Here is a 20,931-nt window from a genome sequence, read left to right as displayed (position 1 = left end):
GTAGAAGAGACATCAATCGACACGGACGGCCATGGAGGCGCCGCACACCGCAGTGCACGTAGTGGCATCGGCAGCCATATGCCGAGAACGATGGAGGAGACCATGTCACCCCGGCTCGACGAATCGCGTACTGACCAAGCGACGTCGACACCCCCGCCGAACCGCACCGACACCGAGATCCCGGGTCCCGCCCAGGAAGCCGCGCCGACCGCCATCGCCGCCATGGCCGAGCCCCCGCTCGCCGGCGCCGGTGAGCTGCACGAGAGCCTTGAGGGGCTCCCCGAGATCCCCCCGTACGACGAGGTGGGGCCACTGGATGCGCGGGCCCTGTCCAAGACTCTCTTCGAACGGCTCGAGTCCCTCGAAGAAGGCACCCACGAATACGCGTACGTCCGCAACACCCTGGTCGAACTGAACCTCGCCCTGGTGAAGTTCGCGGCCTCCCGGTTCCGCTCCCGCAGCGAGCCGATGGAGGACATCATCCAGGTCGGCACCATCGGCCTGATCAAGGCGATCGACCGCTTCGAGCTCAGCCGCGGCGTCGAGTTCCCCACCTTCGCGATGCCGACCATCGTCGGTGAGATCAAGCGCTTCTTCCGCGACACGTCGTGGTCGGTGCGCGTCCCGCGCAGGCTCCAGGAGCTCCGCCTCGACCTGGCCAAGGCGGGCGACGAGCTGGCCCAGAAGTTCGACCGCGCGCCGACAGTGGCCGAACTCGCCGAGCGCCTCGGCATCTCGAACGACGAGGTCGTCGAGGGCATGGCGGCGTCCAACGCCTACACCGCGAGCTCGCTCGACGCCCAGCCCGAGGAGGACGACTCCGAGGGCGCCCTCGCCGACCGCATCGGCTATGAGGACCACGGCCTGGAGGGCATCGAGTACGTCGAGTCCCTCAAGCCGCTGATCGCCGAACTCCCGTCCCGGGACCGGAAGATCCTCTCGCTGCGCTTCGTCGCGAACATGACGCAGTCGGAGATCGGCGAGGAGCTGGGCATCTCGCAGATGCACGTGTCGCGGCTGCTTTCGCGGACGCTTGTCAGGCTCCGCAAGGGGCTGACGGTAGAGGAGTGACACGGCGCTGCGCTGTGCTGGCGCTGAACGGCCTTGTGGGGTCCGCCTGTTGAGGAGGCGGGCCCCACAGTCGTTTCGTCAGGCGGGCCGGGCCAGGGCCGCCTCGACCGCCGCCTCCGCGTGCAGCCGGGTCGTCGGGAAGACCGGCACCGGGCTGTGCTCGGACTTGATGAGCAACTCGATCTCCGTGCAGCCGAGAATCACACCCTGCGCGCCGCGCCGCACGAGCTCGGCGATGACCTCCTGGTAGGCGGCACGGGACTCCTCGCGTACGACACCGAGACACAACTCCTCATAGATCACGCGATGGACGACGTCCCGCCCCGCCTCGTCCGGCACGAGGACCTCAAGCCCATGCCCCGCCAGCCGGTCCCGATAGAAGTCCTGCTCCATCGTGAACGCGGTGCCGAGCAGCCCGACGCGCCGCACCCCCGCCGCCCGCACGGCCTCCGCGGTGGCGTCTCCGAGGTGCAGCAGCGGCACGGACAGGGCGCTCTCCACCTGCCCCGCGACCTTGTGCATGGTGTTGGTGCAGATCAGCACGAGCTCCGCACCGGCCGCCTCAAGTCCCTTGGCGGCACCGGCGAGCACGTCCCCGGCCCGCTCCCACTCCCCCGCGACCTGCAGCCGCTCGATCTCCGCGAAGTCCACGGAGTGCAGGACGCACCGCGCGGAGTGCAGCCCACCGAGCCGCTCCCGCACGAGTTCGTTGAGCAGCCGGTAGTACTCGGCGCTGGACTCCCAGCTCATGCCGCCGATGAGGCCGATGGTCTTCATGGGGCAAGGATGGCACTCGCGGGACGGTGCCGCTCTCCCCTCAGCTCGCACCAGACTGTCTTGCTGTCGGCCCCCTGGTCCACGCCCCAGCGCAGCGAGACCGCGTCAAGGAGCGCCAGGCCGCGCCCCGTCTCGTCGTCCCCCGCCGCCTCGCGGAGCACGGGCCAGACGCGCGGGTCGGGATCGGTGACGGCCACGCGGATCCGGCCGCCGCCGGGCTCCCCGGTGACGCGGACGGTCACCGGGGTGCCCTCGCCGAGGTGGCGGATCACGTTGCTGAGCAGTTCGCTGACGCAGAGTTGTACGTCGGGGTGGGGGCCGCCGTACGGATGGCGGCTCAGGGTACGGCGGAGTTCGGGGACCGCTTTGGGGACGGCGAGCAGGGCGAGTTCGAAGTCGGGGGCGGGGTCTGGGCCTGGGTCTGGGCCTGGGCCTGGGCCTGGGTCGTGCATGGGGTACACCTTCCGTGCGCTCTGTGATGAATTGATCACACAGTGGCGTCGGGCGACGTAACGTGACAGAGGTTTGGGTTGCGCACGGCAACTGGTAAATGGCGGTGGTGAGTTGTGCCCCCTCGTAAGGATCCCGACGCGTCGGCGAGCGTTCCGGCCTTCTACGGCGCGGAGTTGCGCTTCAAAAGGGAGGCGGCGGGCCTCACCCTCGAACGCCTGGCTGAAGGCAGCTACCGCGGTATCCCCTTCCTCAGCCAGATCGAGCGCGGCGAGCGACGCATGCCGTTCGATCTGGCCCAGCACGTCGACGCGAAGCTTCAGACGGACGGCTTTTTCCAACGTCGTTGTGAAGACGCGCGCAAGGCCCGGCAGGGCGGTCACGCCGAGTACTTCGCGGATGTCGCGGAGATGGAGCGGTATGCGGAGTCCATCGAGGAGTGGGCACCGATGATCGTGCCCGGGTTGCTGCAAACCCCGGCATACGCACGCGCGATCGTACGGGCGGCAATGCCCCGGGCCTCGGGCGATGAGGTCGAGAAGAAGGTGGACGCCCGGATCGAACGGGCCGAGCTCTTCCAGCGGGAGCAGCCTCCGGAGTACTGGGCGATCCTGGATGAGTCAGTGATCCGCCGCCGAGCACTCCCACCAGAGCAGATGGCCGAACTGCTGGAGCACATTGCCGAGGTGGTCAAGACCACCGGTTCAATTTTGCAGATCGTTCCGGAAACGACCGCCGCACACCCGCTCATGATGGGCATGGCCAAGGTCATGACCTTCCCGGATGCCCCTCCAGTGGTGTACACAGAGTGCCTCCACAGCGGCCAACTCATTGACTACCCACCGCTCGTGAAGCAGTACCGAGGGTCGTACGATCTGCTCAGGGCCGCCGCACTGCCGCCTGAGGCGTCCCTGGTCATGATCGAGGATGCGGCTGAGGATTACCGAAATGGCAAGCCACGAGATTGACTTGAGCACGGCCGTCTGGCGCAAGAGCAACTACAGCAACGGCACCGGTGGCGACTGCGTCGAGATAGCCGACGGCCTCCCCGGCGTCGTCCCCCTCCGGGACTCCAAGGTCACGGACGGGCCCGCCCTCCTGATCCCCGCGATCGCGTGGACGCCCTTCGTCACCGCTGTCGCGAAGGGTGAGCTGTCCTTCTGAGGAAGCACATTCAGATCGTCTACCCGACAACGCGAATATCGGCGTTGCGCCGTAGACCAGGCTCCTTCGGCCGCCCTACCGTCCTCGTGGCGGCAGGGAGCAGCCCTGTGCCAAAGGAGGCGACGATGGCGCGTGAGGAACTGACCCGCCTTACCGGCAGTGTCAGCGGACCCGATTGTGACGACGACGATTGCCCGAACGTCTACCGGACCAAGAGCGGTTCCTTCGTTGTCCAGGGAGGCCTGTCCGACGCTTTCGTCCCGCCCACCGGAGAAGGCCTGGTGGAGATCCCCGAGGACGTTCTGAGGGAGGCTGTCCGTGCTCTTGGGTGGTGAGGACTGGCGTAGGTTCTTCGACGCCTTCGAGCGGGAAGCCTGGCGGTTCGAGGCCCAGCCGACGTACACCATGCCCACAGAGCAAGAGAACGTTGCCCGCTTCCTGCGGGGCGAGGCCAAGCCCCCCGACCACAACAACCGCTGGCATGAACGAGTGCGCGGGTACGTCGAGTCCGGCAGGCGCATCGGCCGCGTGCGCATCGTCCGCCGACCGCTGACCGACTACCAGCGATACCAATTCGCGTGGGGCATCCCCGGCAACATCTCGGCGGGCGAGGACATTCGAGTCCTGGACGTGACACGGGAGAACTACGGCTTGCCGCTCTCAGGGCGCGACTGGTGGATGTTCGACGAATCCCGCATCGCCCATCTGAATTTCCGGCCGGACGGTACCCAGATCAATCGCGAGGCGTACGAGGGTGATCCAGCCCCTTACCGGGAGTGGAAGCGCATAGCCCTGGAGCACGCCGTGCCCTTCGAGGAGTACGTGAAGGGCCTTGACGTTTGACCCCGGGCAGCTGGGCCAGTCAAAGGCTGATCTGGCGGAAACACTCCGTGCCATGCGCAAGCGGGCCGGCCGTACGCAGGTCTGGCTCGCTCAGCGCTGCAACATGTCCCAAACCAAGCTCAGCAATATTGAAACAGGCCGCATCACACCGGGGCTCGTCGATGTCGAGTTGATCCTCAGAGCTCTTGAAGCGCCCCCGGAACTCGTGGCGGAAGTGGCCGCTCTCGCCCGGCTCGCCCATACGGAGTGGCAGGGTAAGCGTGCATCGTGGCGAAGAGGATTGGAAAAGCGGCAAGCAGAGCTGGCCGGCCTTGAAGCGGAAGCCACGACACTCCGCTACTTCCTACCGGCGATGGTGACCGGGCTCCTGGCCACGCCCGAGTACATCAGGGCCAGCCTGGGCCACTCGCCGGTGGACACCTCCAAGACGGTGGCCAGAAAGCTGGAGCGGCAAGCGATCCTCTACGACACCGCGAAACGGTTTACGTTCCTGTTGACGGAACAGGCCGCGAGATGGGCCGTGGTCCCGCATTCGGCGATGGCCGTACAGATCGACCGCCTCATCTCCATGTCTCGTCTCCCTCACGTACGTATCGGCATCATCCCCCCGGGAACGGTTGTTGGGCGCGGCCCGATGAACACTTTCACGATCTACAACCAACGACTGGTCACCGTCGAGACGTTCACAGGGCGCATAGTGTTCCAGGACGCCAGGGATATCGCGGAACACCTTGAAGTGTTCGGCCTGTACGAGCGTCATGCCTTGTTCGACGAAGAAGCCCGGGCGCTACTCGGAGAATGGGCCACCGCCTGCCGTTCTTGATCTTCTACCGCACAACACGAATAATGCTGGAGTCTCCGTACTGAGCGGTCGAGAATTTCCCCATGCCGACCGATCAGAGAAGCCCAAGTGACCCGCTCCCGCCGAAGGGTTGGCGGATGGACCCCATCCCCAGCCGCCCGGCATACAAAGACGAGGCCAGGAACATCAGAGTTCCGATGTGGCTGACGAAGAACGGTCGGCATGTGGCGGACACAGAAATGGTGCTGCTGCCCTCGGAGGCGGAGCTCCTGCGCGACAACTTGGCTGATGCCCTGGGTGACGCGAGATCGGCTCTCCACGAACTGCTACGGGGCAGCGCTTCGGCCCCTGCCCCGGCGTGACCGTGGTTCCGAAGGACAGCCCCGGCCGATTCTGAGTCCACCGATCCGCTTAATCCCACAACGGAAGGTGAACCATGCCCGGAACCGACCTGTACGGCCTCCCCCTCTCCGAGGCCACCGTGTTCAGCAAGGCGTGCGGAGGCAACACGCACCCGGACGGCGAATCGTGCGTAACCCTCGCCAAGATCGGCGATGGCGCTTGGGCGGTGGGTGACAGCAAGCGGCCCGACGTCACGCCGCTGCGCTTCACCACGGCCGAGCTGAAGGCGGCCGGTATCGACCCGGCGAGGTTCGGGCTCTCCGCCTGACCCCTCATGTGCCTCCGGCCGGGCTCCGATCCCTCCACGAGGCGGGGACCGGCCGGACTCCATCGCTCTGCACTCCCCGAAGGGGACGACAGTTGCACCACCACGGCTACCTGTGGACCGGCCCGAAGCAACGCTTCGACGACGAGGCCCTGCGTCGGCCTCCGCCCCCGCATCCGCCCTCGGACGGCAGCCGTCCCCAGCTGATCCAACGCCACCGGGAGGTGAGCGCGGAGTTCCCCGTCGTCGACCTGCCACCCCTGGAAACGGCGTACTGGCTGGTCAAGCCGGAGAAGCTGATTCGAGGTACGTGGGAGGAACCCAAGGAAGCCGCAGTCTGGCTCGGGGAGCGGCTGGCCGAGTACGCGCCTCGGTTCGGCTCCGAAGCCGACCGAGATCGTGCGTGCCTCGCGATGCTCGTCGACTCCGCCGCCGAACGGCTGGGGCTGGGCGGGGACGTGTCCCACGGCTATTACCTGGAACGGCCGTCGTTCCTGTCCCTGGCCGTGGTGTGTTGCTCCCCGAATCGCTCAGTCCCCGAACTGGCCTGCCCCGCAAGGGCCGTCAGTGGATGCGGACGCCCGGGGTGAGGCGGCCGATATCCGTGTGGAGGGTGGTCCTGATGCACATTCCTGGCAGTCGACGCACAGCGCTCGTAGCGTGGCTGTATGACCACACGCGTCCCCATCCGCCAGCTCCAGCAGCATGCCAGCGAGCTCGTCGACCGCGTAGCCGCCGGTGAGCGGGTGGAGATCACTCGCAACGGCCGTCTGATCGCGGTGCTCGGCCCTCCTGACCCGGAGCAGCGAGTGCTGGGGGACCTCATCCGCACGGGAACGGTCGACGCCGACAATGCCTCCTCCGCTCGCGGGCTCGGTGACTGGGAACCGCTGCCCGCTCGTCCGGGAGTACCGTCGAAGCTCTCCGAGGTGCTGCTGCAGATGCGCGAGGAAGAGGACCGGTGATCTACCTCGACTCCTGCGCCGACCCCGTGCTGCGTGCGGCCGGGATGTTCCCCACTCGCCATCTGCGCAGCCTCGACGCGATTCACTTGGCGAGCGCGGAGTATCTGGAGCATGCGCTGACCGCGTTCGTCACGTACGACAAGCGCCTGGCCGCGGCCGCCGCCGAGCGTGGGCTCCCGGTGGAATCGCCGGGAGCATAGGGTCAGCCCACCAGCGCCCCGCCCCGCCACACCTCGCTGACCAGCGGGACTCCCGGCCGGTACGCCAGGTGGACGTGGCTCGGGGCGTCCAGGAGGGTCAGGTCGGCGCGGGTGCCCGGGGTGAGGTGGCCGATGTCCGTGCGGCGCAGGGCTGCCGCGCCGCCCGCCGTGGCCGACCAGAGGGCCTCGTCCGGGGTCATCCCCATGTCCCGTACGGCCAGGGCGATGCAGAAGGGCACCGACGAGGTGAAGGACGAACCCGGGTTGCAGTCCGTGGAGAGGGCGACCGTGGCGCCCGCGTCGAGGAGGCGGCGGGCGTCGGGCCACTCGGCGCGGGTGGAGAACTCCGCGCCGGGGAGGAGCGTCGCCACCGTCCCGCTGTTCGCCAGGGCGTCGACGTCCGCGTCCGTCAGGTGCGTGCAGTGGTCCGCGCTCGCCGCGTCCAGCTCCACGGCTAGCTGCACGCCGGGGCCGTAGCTGAGCTGGTTGGCGTGTACGCGCGGGTGCAGGCCCTTCGCCTTCCCGGCGCTCAGGATCGCCCGCGCCTGGTCGCCGTCGAACGCCCCCTTCTCGCAGAACACGTCGACCCACCGGGCGTGCGGGGCGCACGCCTCCAGCATCTCGCCGGTGACGAGTGCGACGTACGCCGCCGGGTCCTCGGCGTAGTCCGGCGACACGATGTGCGCGCCCATGAACGTCACCTCGTCCGTGTGGCGGGCCGCGATGCGCAGGGCGCGGGCCTCGTCCTCGGTCGTCAGGCCGTACCCCGACTTCGTCTCGAACGTCGTCGTGCCCTGGCGCAGGGCCTCGCGGAGGTAGCGGGTGAGGTTCGCCTCCAGGTCCGCGTCCGTGGCGGCGCGGGTCGCCGCCACCGTGGTGCGGATGCCGCCCGCCTCGTACGGGCGGCCCTCCATGCGGGCGTTGAACTCCTTGGTGCGGTCGCCTGCGAAGAGGAGGTGGGAGTGGGAGTCCACGAAGCCGGGGATGGCCGCGCGGCCCTCCGCGTCGTGCGTCTCGTCCGCCGCGGGGGCCTTGGCGGCGGGGCCCACCCACGCGACGGTTTCGCCGTCCAGGACTACGGCGGCGTTCTCGACGAGGCCGAGGGGTCCCTCGCCGAGGGCGGGGTCGTTGGTGACGAGGCTGGAGATGTTGGTGATGACGGTGGTCGTGGTCATGATCCTGTCCGTGGGTGGGTGGGGATGCCTCCGGCGGTTTCCCCAATCCCGCCCCTTCCCGAAACTGGGGGCTCCGCCCCCAGACCCCCGCTCCTCAAACGCCGGAGGGGCTGGAACTCAGCCGCACATTCTCAGCCCGTCCGGCGATTGAGGACGAGCCGCGGAGCGGCGATACGGGGGGGGTCCAGGGGGCGGAGCCCCCTGGTTACGGGAAGGGGCGGGGTTGGGAATGCTCAGCGCAGCGTGCCCACCGCCTCTGCCAATGCCGACGGCACGTCCGGGATCAACGTGTGGGCGCCGTCGCGGACCACGTGGCGGCCGCCCACCACCGTGTGCCGGACATCCACCGCGGAGGCGGCGAACACCGCCACCTCCGCCGCGAGCCGCGGCACCGCCCCGGCGGTGCGGACGGAGTCGAGGGCGACGGTGGTGAAGTCGGCGAGGGCGCCGGTTTCGAGGGAACCGGCGTCGGCCCAGCCGAGGGCGGCGTGACCGTCGGCGGAGGCGGCGCGCAGGAGCGAGGCGGCCGTCCAATGGCCGCGGGTGCGCGTACGGAGGCGTTCGTTCAGCTCCATCGCGCGGGCCTCTTCGAAGAGGTCGATGACGGCGTGGCTGTCGCTGCCGAGGGACAGCGGGCTGCCGGCCCGCTGGAGGGCGGGGGCGGGGCCGATGCCGTCGGCGAGGTCGCGTTCGGTGGTCGGGCACATGCAGGTGCCGGTGCCGGAGCCGCCGAGGAGCGCGATGTCGGAGTCCGTGAGGTGGGTGTTGTGGACGCCGGTGGTGCGCGCGCCGAGCACGCCGTGGTCGGCGAGCAGCCGCGTCGGCGTGCACCCGTGCACGGCGAGGCAGGCGTCGTTCTCGGCGGTCTGCTCGGAGAGGTGGACGTGCAGCGGCGCGTCGTGCGAGGCGGCCCACTCGGCGACGGTGCCCAACTGCCGCGCGGGCACGGCCCGTACGGAGTGGATGGCCGCGCCGATGCGCACGTGCTCGCGGTCACCCTCCTTGAGGGCCGAAACCCGCTCGGCCCATTTCTCCGTCGTGCCGTCGGAGAAGCGGAGCTGGTGGCGGTTCGGCGGCTCGCCCTCCGCCGGGCCGCGCAGCCCCGAGGCGACGTACGCCGTGTCGAGGAGCGTGATGCGGATGCCCGCGTCGGCCGCCGCGGCGATCAGGGCCTCGCCCATCGCGTTCGGGTCGGCGTAAGGCGTCCCACCGGGCGCGTGGTGCAGGTAGTGGAACTCGCCCACGGCCGTCACGCCGGCCAGCGCCATCTCCGCGTACACCGCCCGCGCGAGGGCGTGGTACGTCTCCGGGGTGAGGCGGTCCGCCACGGAGTACATGACCTCCCGCCACGTCCAGAACGTGCCGCTGCCGACCTGGACGGTGGAACGCAGGGCGCGGTGGAAGGCGTGCGAGTGGGTGTTGGCGAGGCCGGGCAGCGTCAGGCCGCGCAGGACGGTCGCGCCGGGCGGCGCGGCGTCGACTCCCGTGCGGACGGCGGCGATCCGGCCGTCCGCGCCGACGTCGAGCGCCACGCCGGGCTCGACGTTCCGCTCCAGCCAGGCGTGTTCCGCCCAGTACGTGTGCGTCAGCGGCACGCGAGACCCTCCAGTACGTCGGCCAGTGCGCGCACCCCGGCCAGGCAGTCGTCCTCGGTGGCGTGCTCGGCGGGCGAGTGCGAGACGCCGGTCGGGTTGCGTACGAACAGCATGGCGGTGGGGACCGACTCGGACAAAATGCCCGCGTCGTGCCCGGCGCCGGTGCCGAGGACGGGGACGTCCCGGCCGGTGCGCTCGCGCAGGACCGCGCCCAGTTCGTCGCGCAGCGCGTGCTGGAACTCCACGACCGGCGTGAAGGACTCCCGGACGACGGCGAGGTCGATGCCGTGCCGGTCGGCGTAGTCGTGGGCCGCCTTCTCGATCGCGGTCACCACCGTGTCGAGGGTGTCCTGGTCGGCGGCGCGCGAGTCCAGCCAGCCGCGGACCAGGGACGGGATGGCGTTCACGCCGTTCGGCTCGACCGCGATCTTGCCGAAGGTGGCGACCGCGCCCGCGAGTTCGGCCTCGCGGCGGGCGGCCAGGACCGTCTCGGCGTACGACAGCATCGGGTCCCTGCGGTCCACCAGGCGGGTGGTGCCCGCGTGGTTGGCCTCGCCGCGGAAGTCGAAGCGCCAGCGGCCGTGCGGCCAGATGGCGCTGGCGATGCCCACGGGGTCGCCGGACAGGTCCAGGGCCCGGCCCTGTTCCACGTGCAGCTCCACGAACGCGCCCACGCGGGCGAGGCGTTCGGGGTCCGGGCCGATCGTCGACGGGTCGTAGCCCGCCGCCTCCATCGCCTCCGGCAGGCTGACTCCGTCCGCGTCGCGCAGCTCGTACGCCGCTTCGCGAGTCAGCTTGCCCGCGGTGAGGCGGGAGCCTACGCAGGCCAGGCCGAAGCGGGCGCCCTCCTCGTCGCCGAAGTTCGTGATGGCGAGGGGTCTGGTGAACTTCGCTCCTCTGGCGCGGAGTTCGTCCAGCGCCGCGAAGGACGACACGACGCCCAGAGGGCCGTCGAAGGCGCCTCCGTCGGGGACGGAGTCCAGGTGGGAGCCGGTGACCACGGCGTCCCCGGCGGCCGGGTCGCCGAGCCACGCCCACTGGTTGCCGTTGCGGTCCGTCTCGTACGTCAGGCCTCGGGTTTCCGCTTGTTCCTGGAACCAGGTGCGGCAGTCTGCGTCGGCGCCTGTCCAGGCGGAGCGGCGGTAGCCGTTCGACTCGGGGTCGCGGCCGATGGGGCGGAGGTCGTTCCACATCTGCTGGAAGGTGGGCCCTGCCGGGGGCTCCCCAAGCCCGCCCCTTCCCGTACCAGGGGGCTCCGCCCCCTGGACCCCCGTATCGCCGCTTCGCGGCTCGTCCTCAATCGCCGGACGGGCTGGAACGTCGCCAGGGCGGGCCGAAACGTTGCCGGGGCGGGCTGGAGCGTCGCCGGGCTGGCTGTTCCGGCGGGTAGCAAGGGCGGGCGGGTGGGAAAAAGCCCGTCCGGCGTTTGAGGACGAGGCCGCAGGCCGATCGGCGGTCACTCGCCCTCCCGCATGGGAACGCGTACGCCCAGGTCGCCGGCCACGGCCTCCGCGGACTCGTACCCGGCGTCGACGTGCCGGATGACCCCCATCCCGGGGTCATTGGTGAGCACCCGGCGAATCTTCTCGCCGCCGAGCTTCGTGCCGTCGGCCACGCTGACCTGGCCCGCGTGGATGGAGCGGCCCATGCCCACGCCGCCGCCGTGGTGCAGGGAGACCCAGGAAGCGCCGGACGCGACGTTGACCATGGCGTTCAGCAGCGGCCAGTCGGCGATGGCGTCGGAGCCGTCGAGCATCGCCTCGGTCTCGCGGTACGGCGAGGCGACGGAGCCGCAGTCGAGGTGGTCGCGGCCGATGGCCAGGGGGGCCTGCAGCTCCCCGCTCGCCACCATGTCGTTGAAGCGCTCGCCCGCCTTGTCCCGCTCGCCGTAGCCGAGCCAGCAGATGCGGGCCGGGAGGCCCTGGAAGTGGACGCGCTCGCCCGCCATCTTGATCCAGCGGTGCAGCGACTCGTTCTCCGGGAAGAGGTCGAGGATCGCCTTGTCCGTCTTGTGGATGTCGGAGGCCTCGCCGGACAGCGCCGCCCAGCGGAAGGGGCCCTTGCCCTCGCAGAACAACGGCCGGATGTACGCCGGCACGAAGCCCGGGAACGCGAACGACCTCTCGTATCCGGCCAGTTGGGCCTCGCCGCGGATGGAGTTGCCGTAGTCGAAGACCTCCGCGCCGGCGTCCATGAAGCCGACCATGGCCTCGACGTGCCGGGCCATGGACTCACGCGCGCGGGTGGTGAAGCCCGCCGGGTCCTTCGTCGCGTACGACTGCATCTCGTCGAAGTCGACGCCGGTCGGCAGGTACGACAGCGGGTCGTGGGCGGACGTCTGGTCCGTGACGATGTCGATGGGCGCGCTCTCGGCGAGCATGCGCGGGAGCAGGTCGGCCGCGTTGCCGAGGAGGCCGATGGAGAGCGGCTTCCGCTGATCGCGGGCCTCGACGGCGAGCTGGAGGGCGTGCTCCAGGGAGTCGGCCTTCACGTCCAGGTACTTGTGCTCGATGCGGCGCTCGATGGCGCGCGGGTCGCAGTCGATGCAGATCGCGACGCCGTCGTTCATCGTCACGGCGAGCGGCTGGGCGCCGCCCATGCCGCCGAGTCCGGCGGTGAGGGTGATGGTTCCGGCCAGCGTCCCGTTGAACTTCTTCGCGGCGACGGCGGCGAACGTCTCGTACGTGCCCTGCAGGATCCCCTGCGTACCGATGTAGATCCACGAACCGGCCGTCATCTGGCCGTACATGGTGAGGCCGAGCGCCTCCAGGCGGCGGAACTCCTCCCAGTTCGCCCAGTCGCCGACCAGGTTGGAGTTGGCGATGAGCACGCGCGGCGCCCACTCGTGGGTCTGCATGACGCCGACGGGGCGGCCGGACTGGACGAGCATCGTCTCGTCCTGCTTGAGCGTCTTCAGCGTGCGCACCATCGCGTCGAAGGAGCGCCAGTCGCGGGCCGCCTTGCCGGTGCCGCCGTAGACGACGAGCTTGTCGGGGTGCTCGGCGACCTCGGGGTCCAGGTTGTTCTGGAGCATCCGGAGGGCGGCCTCCTGCTGCCATCCCAGGGCGCTCAGTTCCGTACCGCGCGGTGCTCGAACGGGGCGGGGTCCTGACATGGCGGGTGCCTCCTCGCGACGCTGTGACAGTGATATTCACATCCTGCGGCGATGAATAGACCTAGTCAATAGCGTCGTACGGCGGCGGGGGCGGCGCACGGGTGATTGTCTGGATCACATGGGCCTCGACGACGACATGGACCAGGACACACAGGTGCTGCCCCAAGGCGCCCCCGCCAGTGACCGCCGCGACCAAGCCGTCCGCGCCGCCGTCGAGCAGTGCCTCGTCGGCCCCGACGTGCCGCTCGCCGGGCTTCTCGACGTGGCCGGGATCCGCGCCGGCGCCGCTGCCCTGCGCGCCGCGTTCGACGAGGTCACCGCGCCCGGAACCCCCGTCCTGCACGCCTTCGCTGTGAAGGCGACCCCGCTGGTGCCGGTGCTGCGGCTGCTGCACGACGCCGGGGTCGGCGCGGAGGTGGCGAGCCCGGGCGAGCTGGCCCTCGCGCGCGCCGCCGGGATACCGCCCGCGCACACCGTCCTCGACTCCCCCGCCAAGACCCCGGCCGAACTGCGCGAGGCCCTCGCCCTCGGCATCGCCGTCAACGCCGACAACCCGCAGGAACTGGCCCGCATCGACGCCCTCGTCCAGTCCGCGCCGTCCCGCTCCCCGCTCGGGATCCGGGTGAACCCGCAGGTCGGGGGCGGCGCCATCGAGGCACTTTCCACCGCCACCGCCACGTCCAAGTTCGGCGTTCCGCTGCTGGACGAAGGCGCGCGCGAATGGGTCGTCCGCGCGTACCTCGACCGCCCCTGGCTGACCCGGCTGCACGCGCACTCCGGCTCCCAGGGCATGCCGCTCGACCTGCTCGCGGGCGGCGTCAGGGCGACGTACGAACTCGCCGAGGAGATCAACGCGCGCGCGGGCCGCCGCCAGATCGACACGATCGACATCGGCGGCGGTCTTCCCGTCAACTTCGCCTCGGACGAGGAGAACCCGACGCACGCCGCGTACGCGCGCCTGCTGCGCCGCGAGGTGCCCGGACTGCTCGACGGGCGCTACGGCCTGGTCACGGAGTTCGGCCGCTCGCTGCTCGCCAAGCACGGCACGCTGCTGGCCCGGGTGGAGTACGTGAAGTCGGCGGGCGGGCGCGCCATCGCGCTGACGCACGCGGGGGTGCAGGTGGCGACGCGCACGGTGTACGCGCCCGAGGCCTGGCCCCTGCGGATCGTCGCGTACGACGCGAAGGGGCGCCCCAAGTCCGGCCCCGCCACCGGCCAGGACATCGCGGGCCCGGCCTGCTTCGCGGGCGACCTGCTCGCCCGGGACCGGAAGCTGCCGCCCCTCGAACAGGGCGACTACGTGGCGGTGCTCGACACCGGCGCGTACTACTTCGCCCACCACTACTCGTACAACAGCCTGGCCAGGCCCGGGATCTACGGCTTCGCGACGGATCCGCGCGACGCGGACGAGGCAGCCGGGCCGGACGAGGCAGTCAAGGCCGACGGAGCGGTGCGGTTCTCGGTCGTGCGGGCGCCGCAGCGCGTCGAGGAGATCGTGGCCGAGTCCGGAGGGGGCTTGCGGGATGGGTTGCGCGACCTCTGAGCTTCCTCAACTCCCGCTTCGGCGGGCCCTTCGGCGGGCAGAAGATCCTTCCCAGCCGGAAACGGCCCACCGTCACACTCGGGGGAGGCTCCTGTGACGACGTCAGGAACGAACGGAACCACCGCGCCACCAGCTGCCGAAGAACCTGGCCTGAAGCGCGTGCTCGGCCCGAAACTCCTCATCCTCTTCGTGATCGGCGACATCCTCGGCACCGGCATCTACGCCACCACCGGCAAGGTCGCGGGAAAGGTCGGCGGCGCGCTGTGGCTGCCGTTCGCGATCGGGTTCGTCGTGGCGATCCTGACGGCGGCGTCGTACGTCGAACTCGTCGGCAAGTACCCGAAGGCGGCGGGCGCGGCCCTCTACGCGCAGAAGGCGTTCAAGGTCCCCTTCCTCACCTTCATCATCGCGTTCATGGTGATGGCCTCCGGCCTGTCGTCGGCGAGCGCGGCGGCCCGGGCCTTCAGCGGTGACTATCTGAGCGAGCTGACCGGCGACGCGCTGCCGCCGACGCTGGTGGCGATCGCGTTCATCCTGGCCCTCGCGGCGCTGAACCTGCGCGGTGTCTCGGAGTCCGTGAAGACCAACGTCGTGCTGACCCTGGTCGAACTGACCGGCCTGCTGATCATCCTCTCGATCGGCGCGTGGGCGGTGCTGAGCGGGGACGGGGAGCCGGCCCGGCTCACCGACTTCGAGGCGAACGGCACCGGGTACGCCCTGCTCACCGGCGTCCTCGGGGCGACAGCCCTCGGCTTCTTCGCCTTCGTCGGGTTCGAGGACTCGGTGAACATGGCCGAGGAGACGAAGGATCCGACGCGTACGTTCCCCAAGGCGATCTTCATCGGCGTCGCCGTCACCGGCACCATCTACGTCCTCGTGGCCCTGGTCTCGTCCCTCATGGTCGACTACAAGACCCTGTCGGGCTCCAGCGGCCCCCTCCTGGAGGTCGTCAAGGCCGGGGGCGTCGACTTCCCGCACAAACTCTTCGCCCTGATCGCCCTGTTCGCGGTCACGAACTCAGCCCTCATCAACATCATGATGGCGTCGCGGCTCTGCTACGGCATGGCCAACGAACGCATCCTGCCCCGGGCGATGAGCCGCGTCCTGCCGCGCCGCCGCACGCCGATCGTGGGCATCGTCTTCGTCTCCCTGCTCGCCGTCGGCCTGGTCTCCACCGGTGAGATCGAGGGCCTCGGCGACACCACGGCGTTCCTGCTCCTGTGCGTCTTCGCGGTCGTCAACGTCGCGGTCCTGGTCCTGCGCCGCGACCCCGTCGACCACGCCCACTTCCGCACCCCCACCGCCCTCCCGGTCCTCGGCGCGATCACGGCCCTCATCCTGGCCAGCCCCCTCGCGGACCGCCCGGCGGACGTCTACATCCGCGCGGGGGTGCTGCTGGCGATCGGGATCGGGTTGTGGGGGGTGAACAAGGTGGTGCTGCGGGTGCGGGAGGAGGACTAGGGCCGGTGCGGGGGCCTTGCGGGGCGCTCCCCAATCCCACCCCTTCCCGAAACTGGGGGCTCCGCCCCCAGACCCCCGCTCCTCAAACGCCGGAGGGGCTATATCCAGCCCGTCCGGCGCTTGAGGACGAGCCGCGAAGCGGCGATAGCGGGGGTCCAGGGGGCGGCAGCCCCCTGGTTACGGGAAGGGGCGGGGTCGGGGAAACTTCACTCCACGAACAACCCCCGCTCCGCCGCCCCCACATCGAACTCCTCCAACCGTGCCTGCGCGTCCGGCAGCCCGTCGCACATGGCTTCCAACAGCACCCGCCCGAGCAGCATCGGCGCGCACGCCGTGTCGAAGGCGAGGCCGGTGCCGACGGCGGCGGGGAGGAGGAGGTCGGAGTGGGCGGCGACGGGGGCGAAGGCGGAGTCGGCGACGGTGACGACGGTGAGGCCGGTGGTGCGGGCGTAGGCGAGGGCGTCGACGACCTCGCGGGGATGGCGGGGCAGCGCGAAGCAGAGCAGCGCCGTCGCCCCGGCCCGCACCGCCGCGTCGACACGATCGGTCAGCATGGACCCGCCCTCGTCGAGGAGACGCACGTCGGGGTGCACCTTCGCGGCGAAGTAGGAGAAGCCGTACGCCTGGGAGGCCGCGGCGCGAAGGCCGAGCACGGGCAGCGGCCGGGAGGCGGCGAGGATCCGGCCCGCGCGCTCGACCGGCGCGGGGTCGGCGAGGAGTTCGGCGAGGTGCCGCAGGTTCTCGATCTCGGCCTGCACGGCCTGCTGGTACTCGTTGAGATCGGCCGCCGCCCCGGCCTCCGCGGGCGCCACCTCCCGCAGATGCCGCCGCAGCGCGGGATAGCCGTCGAAGCCGAGCGCGACCGCGAAGCGGGTCACGGACGGCTGGCTGACGCCGGCGAGTTCGGCGAGCTCGACGCTGGAGAGAAAGGGCGCGTCGGCGGCCCGCCGCACCATGCAGTGGGCGATGCGCCGCTGGGTGGGCGTCAGCCGGTGCCCCTCGAAGAGCACCTGAAGCCGCGCCGCGGGACTGTCACTCATGCCGTACCTCTCCGCCCTGTCCACCCTGTCCACGTGATCCCCTCGTCCGCTCCCCCGTCCCCCACGCCCAGCTGTTCCCACAGCTCCGTGAACCGGTCGAGCAGGGCGGCCGCCGCCGTCACATCATCCGTCAGCGGACGGTCCACGGTGTCCTGCTCCAGGACGGAGGCGGCGAGTTCGTACGCCCACGCCACCGGGAGCGAGGCGTCCAGACGCAGCTCCCGCTGCCTCAACGCCCGTACGGCGGCGACCAGTTCACACCCCGCCACGAGCCGGTACGCGCCGCACGCCCGCAGCGACTGGCGTGCCGCGAGGGAGGCGAAGCTCGCCTGCTCCTCGACGCCGCGGGAGAGGACGGCGTGGCCGAGCGAGGCGGGGGCCGAGAACGCCCGCAGGTCGCCGAGCGCCGCGCCCGCCGCGTACTCCAGGATCATCACCCCGGACGAGGCCGGTTCCGCGTCGGCCAGGAAGGGGCGCAGGCGGGTGAACGCCGGTTCGTTGAGCGTTGACAGGCGGGAGCTGGACAGGCGGGCCGCCTGTGTCACCGCGAGCCTGAAGTGGTCGAGGGCCAGGGCGAGTTGGGCCATATAGAAGCCGCCGTGGTGGTACGCCGCCATGTCCTCGGGCGAGATCAGGGGGTTCTCGGCGGCCGCGTTGATCTCGACGGTCAGGACGTTCTCCAGCGCGTCGGCGGCGTCGTGTGCGGGCCCGTGGATCTGCGGGACACAGCGGAATCCGTACGGGTCCTGGATCCGGCCGAGCGGCGGCGTCGGGCGGTCGGCGGCGCCCAGCAGGCGGCGCATGCGCGCGGCGACGGCGTACGAGCCGGGGTGCCGCCGCGCCTCGTGGACGGGCAGCGCGTACGCCTCGTACGAACCGTCCACCGCGAGGAGGGAGAGCCCGGCCACCACCTGGGTCGCGCCGAGCAGCCCGCGCAGCTCGTGCAGGGCGAGGGCGGACTGGCCGAGGGTGAGCGCGTTGCTGCTGATCAGGGCGAGCGCGTCGTTGTTGTCCAGGGGCTGGGGGCGGGGAGCCGCGCCCTGCCAGGGGTGTTCGCCCGCGAGGGCCAGGCCCATCTGGGAGAGGGCCGCGATGTCGCCCGTCCCGACCGACCCGAACTCGTTCACCTTCGGGTACGCCCCGGTCTCCAGCGCCTCGCACAGCGCCGTCACGACGCTCGGGCGCAGTCCGGCGCCGCCCGCGAGGAGCTGGTTGGCGCGGACCGCGAGCATCGCGCGGACCTCGCGGGCGGGCAGTTCGGCGCCGATGGCGCCCGCGTGGGAGCGCAGCAGCCTGAGGCCGTGGTCGGCGGCGGCCTCGGTGGGCACGTCCTCGGTGCGGTTGGCGCCGACGCCGGTGGAGCGGCCGTAGACCCGGCCCCAGGAGGCGATCCGGCGGGCCGCGTTCCAGGACTCCTCGGCGCGCTTCATGGCGTCGGTGCCGGGGACGGGCCGCGCGGCGGAATCGGCGAGGCGTACGACATCGGCGACGGGCAGGCCGAGCCCGTCGAGGACGACCACGGGGAGGTCGGCCGGGGACATCCCGCCGGCCGTTGCGTCCGCGATATGAGACGGCATCACGCGCATTTCCTCCTCAAATCGGACCGTCGATCCCGCCCGTCGGGCACTCGTTGCCAGTGATTTACGCCGGAGCATTGACAACCTATTCAGGTGACGAGAACTCTGCATGACGATATACAGCCGGGCAAGAACTAACCGGGCAAGAACTAAGGGGTCACGGGCATGGCAGAGTCCCTCGTGGAGCGCCGCTCCATCGACGTCGTCCCCGACGCGGAGCGGCACGGCACCGCGTTCAGCCAGTTCACGCTGTGGCTGGGCGCGAACCTGCAGATCACGGCCGTCGTCACGGGCGCCCTCGCGGTCGTGTTCGGCGGCGACGTCGTGTGGTCGATCGTCGGCCTGGTGCTCGGCAACGTCCTCGGCGGCGCGGTCATGGCGCTGCACTCGGCGCAGGGCCCCAAGCTCGGACTGCCCCAGATGATCCAGTCCCGGGCGCAGTTCGGGGTGCGCGGCGCCGTCGTCCCCCTGCTGCTCGTGATCCTCATGTACGTGGGCTTCTTCGCGAGCGGCAGCGTGCTCGCGGGCCAGGCCACGGCCGAGCTGACGCACACCGACGACACCACCGGCATCGTGCTGTTCGCGGCCATCACGGCCGTGATGGCGGCGGTCGGCTACCGCGTCATCCACGCGCTCGGCCGGGTGGCGAGCGTGATCTGCGCGCTGGCGTTCGTCTACCTGGGCATCCGTCTCCTGGACCGCGTGGAGCTGTCCACGCTCCTGGACGACGCGCACTTCGACCTGCCGATGTTCCTGCTGGCGGTCTCCCTCTCCGCCTCCTGGCAGCTCGCCTTCGGCCCGTACGTGGCGGACTACTCGCGCTATCTGCCGCGTACGACGTCGGGGCGGGCCACGTTCTGGTGGACGCTGTCCGGGTCGGCGCTCGGCGCGCAGTGGTCGATGACGTTCGGGGTGCTTGTCGCGGCGAGCGCGGGCGGGGCGTTCATGGGCAACCAGGTGGGGTACGTGGTCGGGCTCGGCGGCACCGGCCTGGTCGCGTCCTTCCTCTACTTCGTGATCGCGCTCGGCAAGCTGACCATCAACGTGCTGAACACGTACGGCGGTTTCATGTCGATGGTGACGAGCGTGAGCGGCTTCCGCGGCCAGAAGACCCTGTCCCCGCGCGGGCGCGCCGCGTACATCACCCTCATCATGATCGCGGGAACGACGGTCGCGCTGCTCGGCAAGGACAGCTTCCTGACGTCCTTCAAGGACTTCCTGCTCTTCCTTCTGACCTTCTTCACGCCGTGGTCGGCGATCAACCTCGTCGACTACTACCTGATCTCCAAGGAGCGGTACGACATCCCGGCGCTCTCCGACCCCCACGGCCGCTACGGCGCGTGGCGCTGGGACGCCCTCACCGTGTACGTGATCGGGCTCCTCGCCCAACTCCCCTTCCTCGTCACGCACTTCTACACCGGCCCCCTCGTGGACTCCCTCGGCGGCGCGGACATCTCCTGGATCGTGGGGCTCGCGGTGCCCGCGCTGCTCTACTGGGCGGTGGCGCGGCGGAACACGGCGCACATTCCGGAGGAGACGGTGTACGTGGCGGCGGGACCGGCTCAAGAAGCGGTATCCAGCACCCCATGACCTGACACAGGATCAACCAAGGTCCACCCAAGGGGACTTGGAACCTCTCGGTCCGTACGTACGTTGAACCGCCCCGCACGAGCGGGCGCGCTTTCGGACGCCGGAGGACCCGTCATGCCCGCCACCGCCCCGGACAGATCACCGTCACCCGCCAACCGCAGAGCCTTCCTGACGGCGACGGCCGTCACCGTGCTGACGTCCGCCACGGCCGTGGCCTCGGCGGCGCCCGCAACGGCCACCCGCCCGGCAGCCGCCCGCCGCCCCACCACCGGCGAGGAAGCCCTCGCCGCCCTCCTCGAAGGCAACCGCCGCTGGGCGAGGACCCGCTCCCGGCACCCGCACGAGGACCGCGCGCGACGGATCGAACTCGCCCACGAACAGCACCCGTTCGCGGTCGTCCTCTCCTGCGTCGACTCGCGGGTCCCGCCGGAGCTGGTCTTCGACCAGGGGCTCGGCGACCTGCTGTGCATACGCACGGCGGGCGAGGTCCTGGACGAGGCGGTGCTGGGCTCGATCCAGTACGGGGTCGCCGAACTGCACATCCCGCTCGTCCTCGTCCTCGGGCACGAGCGGTGCGGGGCCGTCGGGGCGACGATAGAGCAGCTGAAGACCGGCAAGCAGGTGCCCGGGCACCTGGCGCGGCTGGTCGAGGGCATCGGCCCGTCCGCGTGGGCCTGCCGGGACGAGCCCGGCGACTGGGTCGACCGCACGGTGGGCGTGCACGCCGGGCGAGTGCGGGACGCGCTGCGCGCGGACGCCGCGTTCCGGCCCGCCGCCGTGGTGGCCGCCCGCTTCGACCTCGACTCGGGGCGGGTGCGCGTACTGCGCTGACCTGGGCTCCTGGGGTCTGGCCCAGTCCGGAAAGGGGGGCTAGCCCCCTGTCAGGGGTGCGGGCG

General features: G+C 70.6%; 22 protein-coding genes. 14 read left to right on the top strand and 8 right to left on the bottom strand.

Going from position 1 to position 20,931, the window contains the following annotated elements:
* The first annotated feature begins 102 nt into the window (after positions 1 to 102).
* Positions 103 to 1,071: an RNA polymerase sigma factor SigF gene (locus AC0KTA_RS22565; RefSeq protein WP_481056523.1), complete on the top strand. Its 969-nt coding sequence runs from the start codon at positions 103 to 105 to the stop codon at positions 1,069 to 1,071.
* A 78-nt stretch (positions 1,072 to 1,149) separates the two neighbouring features.
* On the opposite strand, the gene AC0KTA_RS22560 is transcribed toward AC0KTA_RS22565, so the two are convergent.
* Both AC0KTA_RS22560 and AC0KTA_RS22555 read right to left on the bottom strand, forming a co-directional pair.
* Positions 1,150 to 1,848 (bottom strand): aspartate/glutamate racemase family protein, encoded by a 699-nt coding sequence (locus AC0KTA_RS22560; protein WP_481050038.1) that lies wholly within the window; start codon positions 1,846 to 1,848, stop codon positions 1,150 to 1,152.
* The gene (locus tag AC0KTA_RS22555) at positions 1,845 to 2,300 is read right to left on the bottom strand and encodes an ATP-binding protein (RefSeq protein ID WP_481050037.1); all 456 of its coding nucleotides are present in this window, start codon (positions 2,298 to 2,300) and stop codon (positions 1,845 to 1,847) included. The genes AC0KTA_RS22560 and AC0KTA_RS22555 overlap by 4 nt, the downstream gene beginning before the upstream one ends.
* Positions 2,301 to 2,414: 114 nt before the next feature.
* Between AC0KTA_RS22555 and AC0KTA_RS22550 the strand changes: the two genes are divergently transcribed.
* The 9 genes from AC0KTA_RS22550 (at position 2,415) to AC0KTA_RS22510 (ending at position 6,939) form a co-directional block, all read left to right on the top strand.
* Positions 2,415 to 3,266: a helix-turn-helix domain-containing protein gene (locus AC0KTA_RS22550; protein ID WP_481050036.1), complete on the top strand. Its 852-nt coding sequence runs from the start codon at positions 2,415 to 2,417 to the stop codon at positions 3,264 to 3,266.
* A complete protein-coding gene (locus AC0KTA_RS22545; RefSeq protein WP_481050035.1) occupies positions 3,247 to 3,462 on the top strand; it encodes a DUF397 domain-containing protein in 216 nt (71 codons plus the stop codon). The genes AC0KTA_RS22550 and AC0KTA_RS22545 overlap by 20 nt, the downstream gene beginning before the upstream one ends.
* 125 nt (positions 3,463 to 3,587) lie before the next feature.
* Entirely contained in the window at positions 3,588 to 3,797 is a 210-nt protein-coding gene (locus AC0KTA_RS22540; RefSeq protein ID WP_481050034.1) for a hypothetical protein, read from the top strand.
* The gene (locus AC0KTA_RS22535; protein WP_481050033.1) at positions 3,781 to 4,305 is read left to right on the top strand and encodes a DUF6879 family protein; all 525 of its coding nucleotides are present in this window, start codon (positions 3,781 to 3,783) and stop codon (positions 4,303 to 4,305) included. The genes AC0KTA_RS22540 and AC0KTA_RS22535 overlap by 17 nt, the downstream gene beginning before the upstream one ends.
* Positions 4,295 to 5,128, top strand: a complete 834-nt coding sequence (locus AC0KTA_RS22530) for a helix-turn-helix domain-containing protein (RefSeq protein ID WP_481050032.1) — start codon at positions 4,295 to 4,297, stop codon at positions 5,126 to 5,128. Before AC0KTA_RS22535 ends, AC0KTA_RS22530 begins: the two co-directional genes overlap by 11 nt.
* Positions 5,129 to 5,543: 415 nt before the next feature.
* Positions 5,544 to 5,777: a DUF397 domain-containing protein gene (locus AC0KTA_RS22525; RefSeq protein ID WP_481050031.1), complete on the top strand. Its 234-nt coding sequence runs from the start codon at positions 5,544 to 5,546 to the stop codon at positions 5,775 to 5,777.
* 92 nt (positions 5,778 to 5,869) lie between these two features.
* Positions 5,870 to 6,364 carry a hypothetical protein gene (locus AC0KTA_RS22520; protein WP_481050030.1) on the top strand — a complete coding sequence of 165 codons (495 nt, stop codon included), beginning with the start codon at positions 5,870 to 5,872 and terminating at the stop codon, positions 6,362 to 6,364.
* Between the two features lie 78 nt (positions 6,365 to 6,442).
* The gene (locus AC0KTA_RS22515; protein ID WP_481050029.1) at positions 6,443 to 6,739 is read left to right on the top strand and encodes a type II toxin-antitoxin system Phd/YefM family antitoxin; all 297 of its coding nucleotides are present in this window, start codon (positions 6,443 to 6,445) and stop codon (positions 6,737 to 6,739) included.
* A complete protein-coding gene (locus AC0KTA_RS22510; protein WP_481050028.1) occupies positions 6,736 to 6,939 on the top strand; it encodes a PIN domain-containing protein in 204 nt (67 codons plus the stop codon). Before AC0KTA_RS22515 ends, AC0KTA_RS22510 begins: the two co-directional genes overlap by 4 nt.
* 2 nt (positions 6,940 to 6,941) lie before the next feature.
* On the opposite strand, the gene hutI is transcribed toward AC0KTA_RS22510, so the two are convergent.
* From hutI to hutU, 4 genes are all read right to left on the bottom strand, one after another.
* On the bottom strand, positions 6,942 to 8,114 hold the full coding sequence (hutI, locus tag AC0KTA_RS22505) for an imidazolonepropionase (RefSeq protein ID WP_481050027.1): 1,173 nt from the start codon (positions 8,112 to 8,114) through the stop codon (positions 6,942 to 6,944).
* Positions 8,115 to 8,347: 233 nt separating this feature from the next.
* On the bottom strand, positions 8,348 to 9,703 hold the full coding sequence (locus tag AC0KTA_RS22500) for a formimidoylglutamate deiminase (RefSeq protein WP_481056522.1): 1,356 nt from the start codon (positions 9,701 to 9,703) through the stop codon (positions 8,348 to 8,350).
* Entirely contained in the window at positions 9,700 to 10,902 is a 1,203-nt protein-coding gene (locus tag AC0KTA_RS22495) for an allantoate amidohydrolase (RefSeq protein WP_481050026.1), read from the bottom strand. Before AC0KTA_RS22495 ends, AC0KTA_RS22500 begins: the two co-directional genes overlap by 4 nt.
* Positions 10,903 to 11,165: 263 nt before the next feature.
* Positions 11,166 to 12,824 (bottom strand): urocanate hydratase, encoded by a 1,659-nt coding sequence (hutU, locus tag AC0KTA_RS22490; protein WP_481050025.1) that lies wholly within the window; start codon positions 12,822 to 12,824, stop codon positions 11,166 to 11,168.
* Positions 12,825 to 12,942: 118 nt separating this feature from the next.
* On the opposite strand from hutU, the gene AC0KTA_RS22485 reads away from it, so the two are divergent.
* Entirely contained in the window at positions 12,943 to 14,367 is a 1,425-nt protein-coding gene (locus tag AC0KTA_RS22485) for a type III PLP-dependent enzyme domain-containing protein (protein WP_481050024.1), read from the top strand.
* A gap of 93 nt (positions 14,368 to 14,460) precedes the next feature.
* Positions 14,461 to 15,828, top strand: a complete 1,368-nt coding sequence (locus AC0KTA_RS22480) for an APC family permease (protein WP_481050023.1) — start codon at positions 14,461 to 14,463, stop codon at positions 15,826 to 15,828.
* Between the two features lie 206 nt (positions 15,829 to 16,034).
* Here the strand turns inward: AC0KTA_RS22480 and AC0KTA_RS22475 are convergent, their stop codons facing one another.
* Together AC0KTA_RS22475 and AC0KTA_RS22470 are read right to left on the bottom strand one after the other, a co-directional pair.
* Positions 16,035 to 16,868, bottom strand: a complete 834-nt coding sequence (locus AC0KTA_RS22475) for a MurR/RpiR family transcriptional regulator (protein WP_481050022.1) — start codon at positions 16,866 to 16,868, stop codon at positions 16,035 to 16,037.
* On the bottom strand, positions 16,865 to 18,445 hold the full coding sequence (locus AC0KTA_RS22470) for an aromatic amino acid ammonia-lyase (protein WP_481056521.1): 1,581 nt from the start codon (positions 18,443 to 18,445) through the stop codon (positions 16,865 to 16,867). The genes AC0KTA_RS22475 and AC0KTA_RS22470 overlap by 4 nt, the downstream gene beginning before the upstream one ends.
* Positions 18,446 to 18,610: 165 nt before the next feature.
* Here AC0KTA_RS22470 and AC0KTA_RS22465 point away from each other — a divergent pair, with 165 nt between their 5' ends.
* A complete protein-coding gene (locus tag AC0KTA_RS22465) occupies positions 18,611 to 20,035 on the top strand; it encodes a purine-cytosine permease family protein (protein ID WP_481050021.1) in 1,425 nt (474 codons plus the stop codon).
* A gap of 114 nt (positions 20,036 to 20,149) precedes the next feature.
* Positions 20,150 to 20,866 carry a carbonic anhydrase gene (locus tag AC0KTA_RS22460; RefSeq protein WP_481050020.1) on the top strand — a complete coding sequence of 239 codons (717 nt, stop codon included), beginning with the start codon at positions 20,150 to 20,152 and terminating at the stop codon, positions 20,864 to 20,866.
* Positions 20,867 to 20,931: the final 65 nt, after the last annotated feature.

This window comes from Streptomyces sp. Y309, assembly GCF_056712025.1.
The sequence above is the reverse complement of the archived record's forward strand: the minus strand, read 5'-3'. Positions and strand labels throughout refer to the sequence as shown.

Excerpts from the sequence above, each read along its gene's own strand:
- AC0KTA_RS22565 (WP_481056523.1), top strand. The coding sequence starts at position 103 with ATGTCACCCCGGCTCGACGAATCGCGTACTGACCAAGCGACGTCGACA.
- AC0KTA_RS22560 (WP_481050038.1), bottom strand. The coding sequence starts at position 1,848 with ATGAAGACCATCGGCCTCATCGGCGGCATGAGCTGGGAGTCCAGCGCC.
- AC0KTA_RS22555 (WP_481050037.1), bottom strand. The coding sequence starts at position 2,300 with ATGCACGACCCAGGCCCAGGCCCAGGCCCAGACCCAGGCCCAGACCCC.
- AC0KTA_RS22545 (WP_481050035.1), top strand. The coding sequence starts at position 3,247 with ATGGCAAGCCACGAGATTGACTTGAGCACGGCCGTCTGGCGCAAGAGC.
- AC0KTA_RS22540 (WP_481050034.1), top strand. The coding sequence starts at position 3,588 with ATGGCGCGTGAGGAACTGACCCGCCTTACCGGCAGTGTCAGCGGACCC.
- AC0KTA_RS22525 (WP_481050031.1), top strand. The coding sequence starts at position 5,544 with ATGCCCGGAACCGACCTGTACGGCCTCCCCCTCTCCGAGGCCACCGTG.
- AC0KTA_RS22515 (WP_481050029.1), top strand. The coding sequence starts at position 6,443 with ATGACCACACGCGTCCCCATCCGCCAGCTCCAGCAGCATGCCAGCGAG.
- hutI (WP_481050027.1), bottom strand. The coding sequence starts at position 8,114 with ATGACCACGACCACCGTCATCACCAACATCTCCAGCCTCGTCACCAAC.
- AC0KTA_RS22495 (WP_481050026.1), bottom strand. The coding sequence starts at position 10,902 with ATGTGGAACGACCTCCGCCCCATCGGCCGCGACCCCGAGTCGAACGGC.
- hutU (WP_481050025.1), bottom strand. The coding sequence starts at position 12,824 with ATGTCAGGACCCCGCCCCGTTCGAGCACCGCGCGGTACGGAACTGAGC.
- AC0KTA_RS22485 (WP_481050024.1), top strand. The coding sequence starts at position 12,943 with ATGGGCCTCGACGACGACATGGACCAGGACACACAGGTGCTGCCCCAA.
- AC0KTA_RS22475 (WP_481050022.1), bottom strand. The coding sequence starts at position 16,868 with ATGAGTGACAGTCCCGCGGCGCGGCTTCAGGTGCTCTTCGAGGGGCAC.
- AC0KTA_RS22470 (WP_481056521.1), bottom strand. The coding sequence starts at position 18,445 with ATGCCGTCTCATATCGCGGACGCAACGGCCGGCGGGATGTCCCCGGCC.
- AC0KTA_RS22465 (WP_481050021.1), top strand. The coding sequence starts at position 18,611 with ATGGCAGAGTCCCTCGTGGAGCGCCGCTCCATCGACGTCGTCCCCGAC.
- AC0KTA_RS22460 (WP_481050020.1), top strand. The coding sequence starts at position 20,150 with ATGCCCGCCACCGCCCCGGACAGATCACCGTCACCCGCCAACCGCAGA.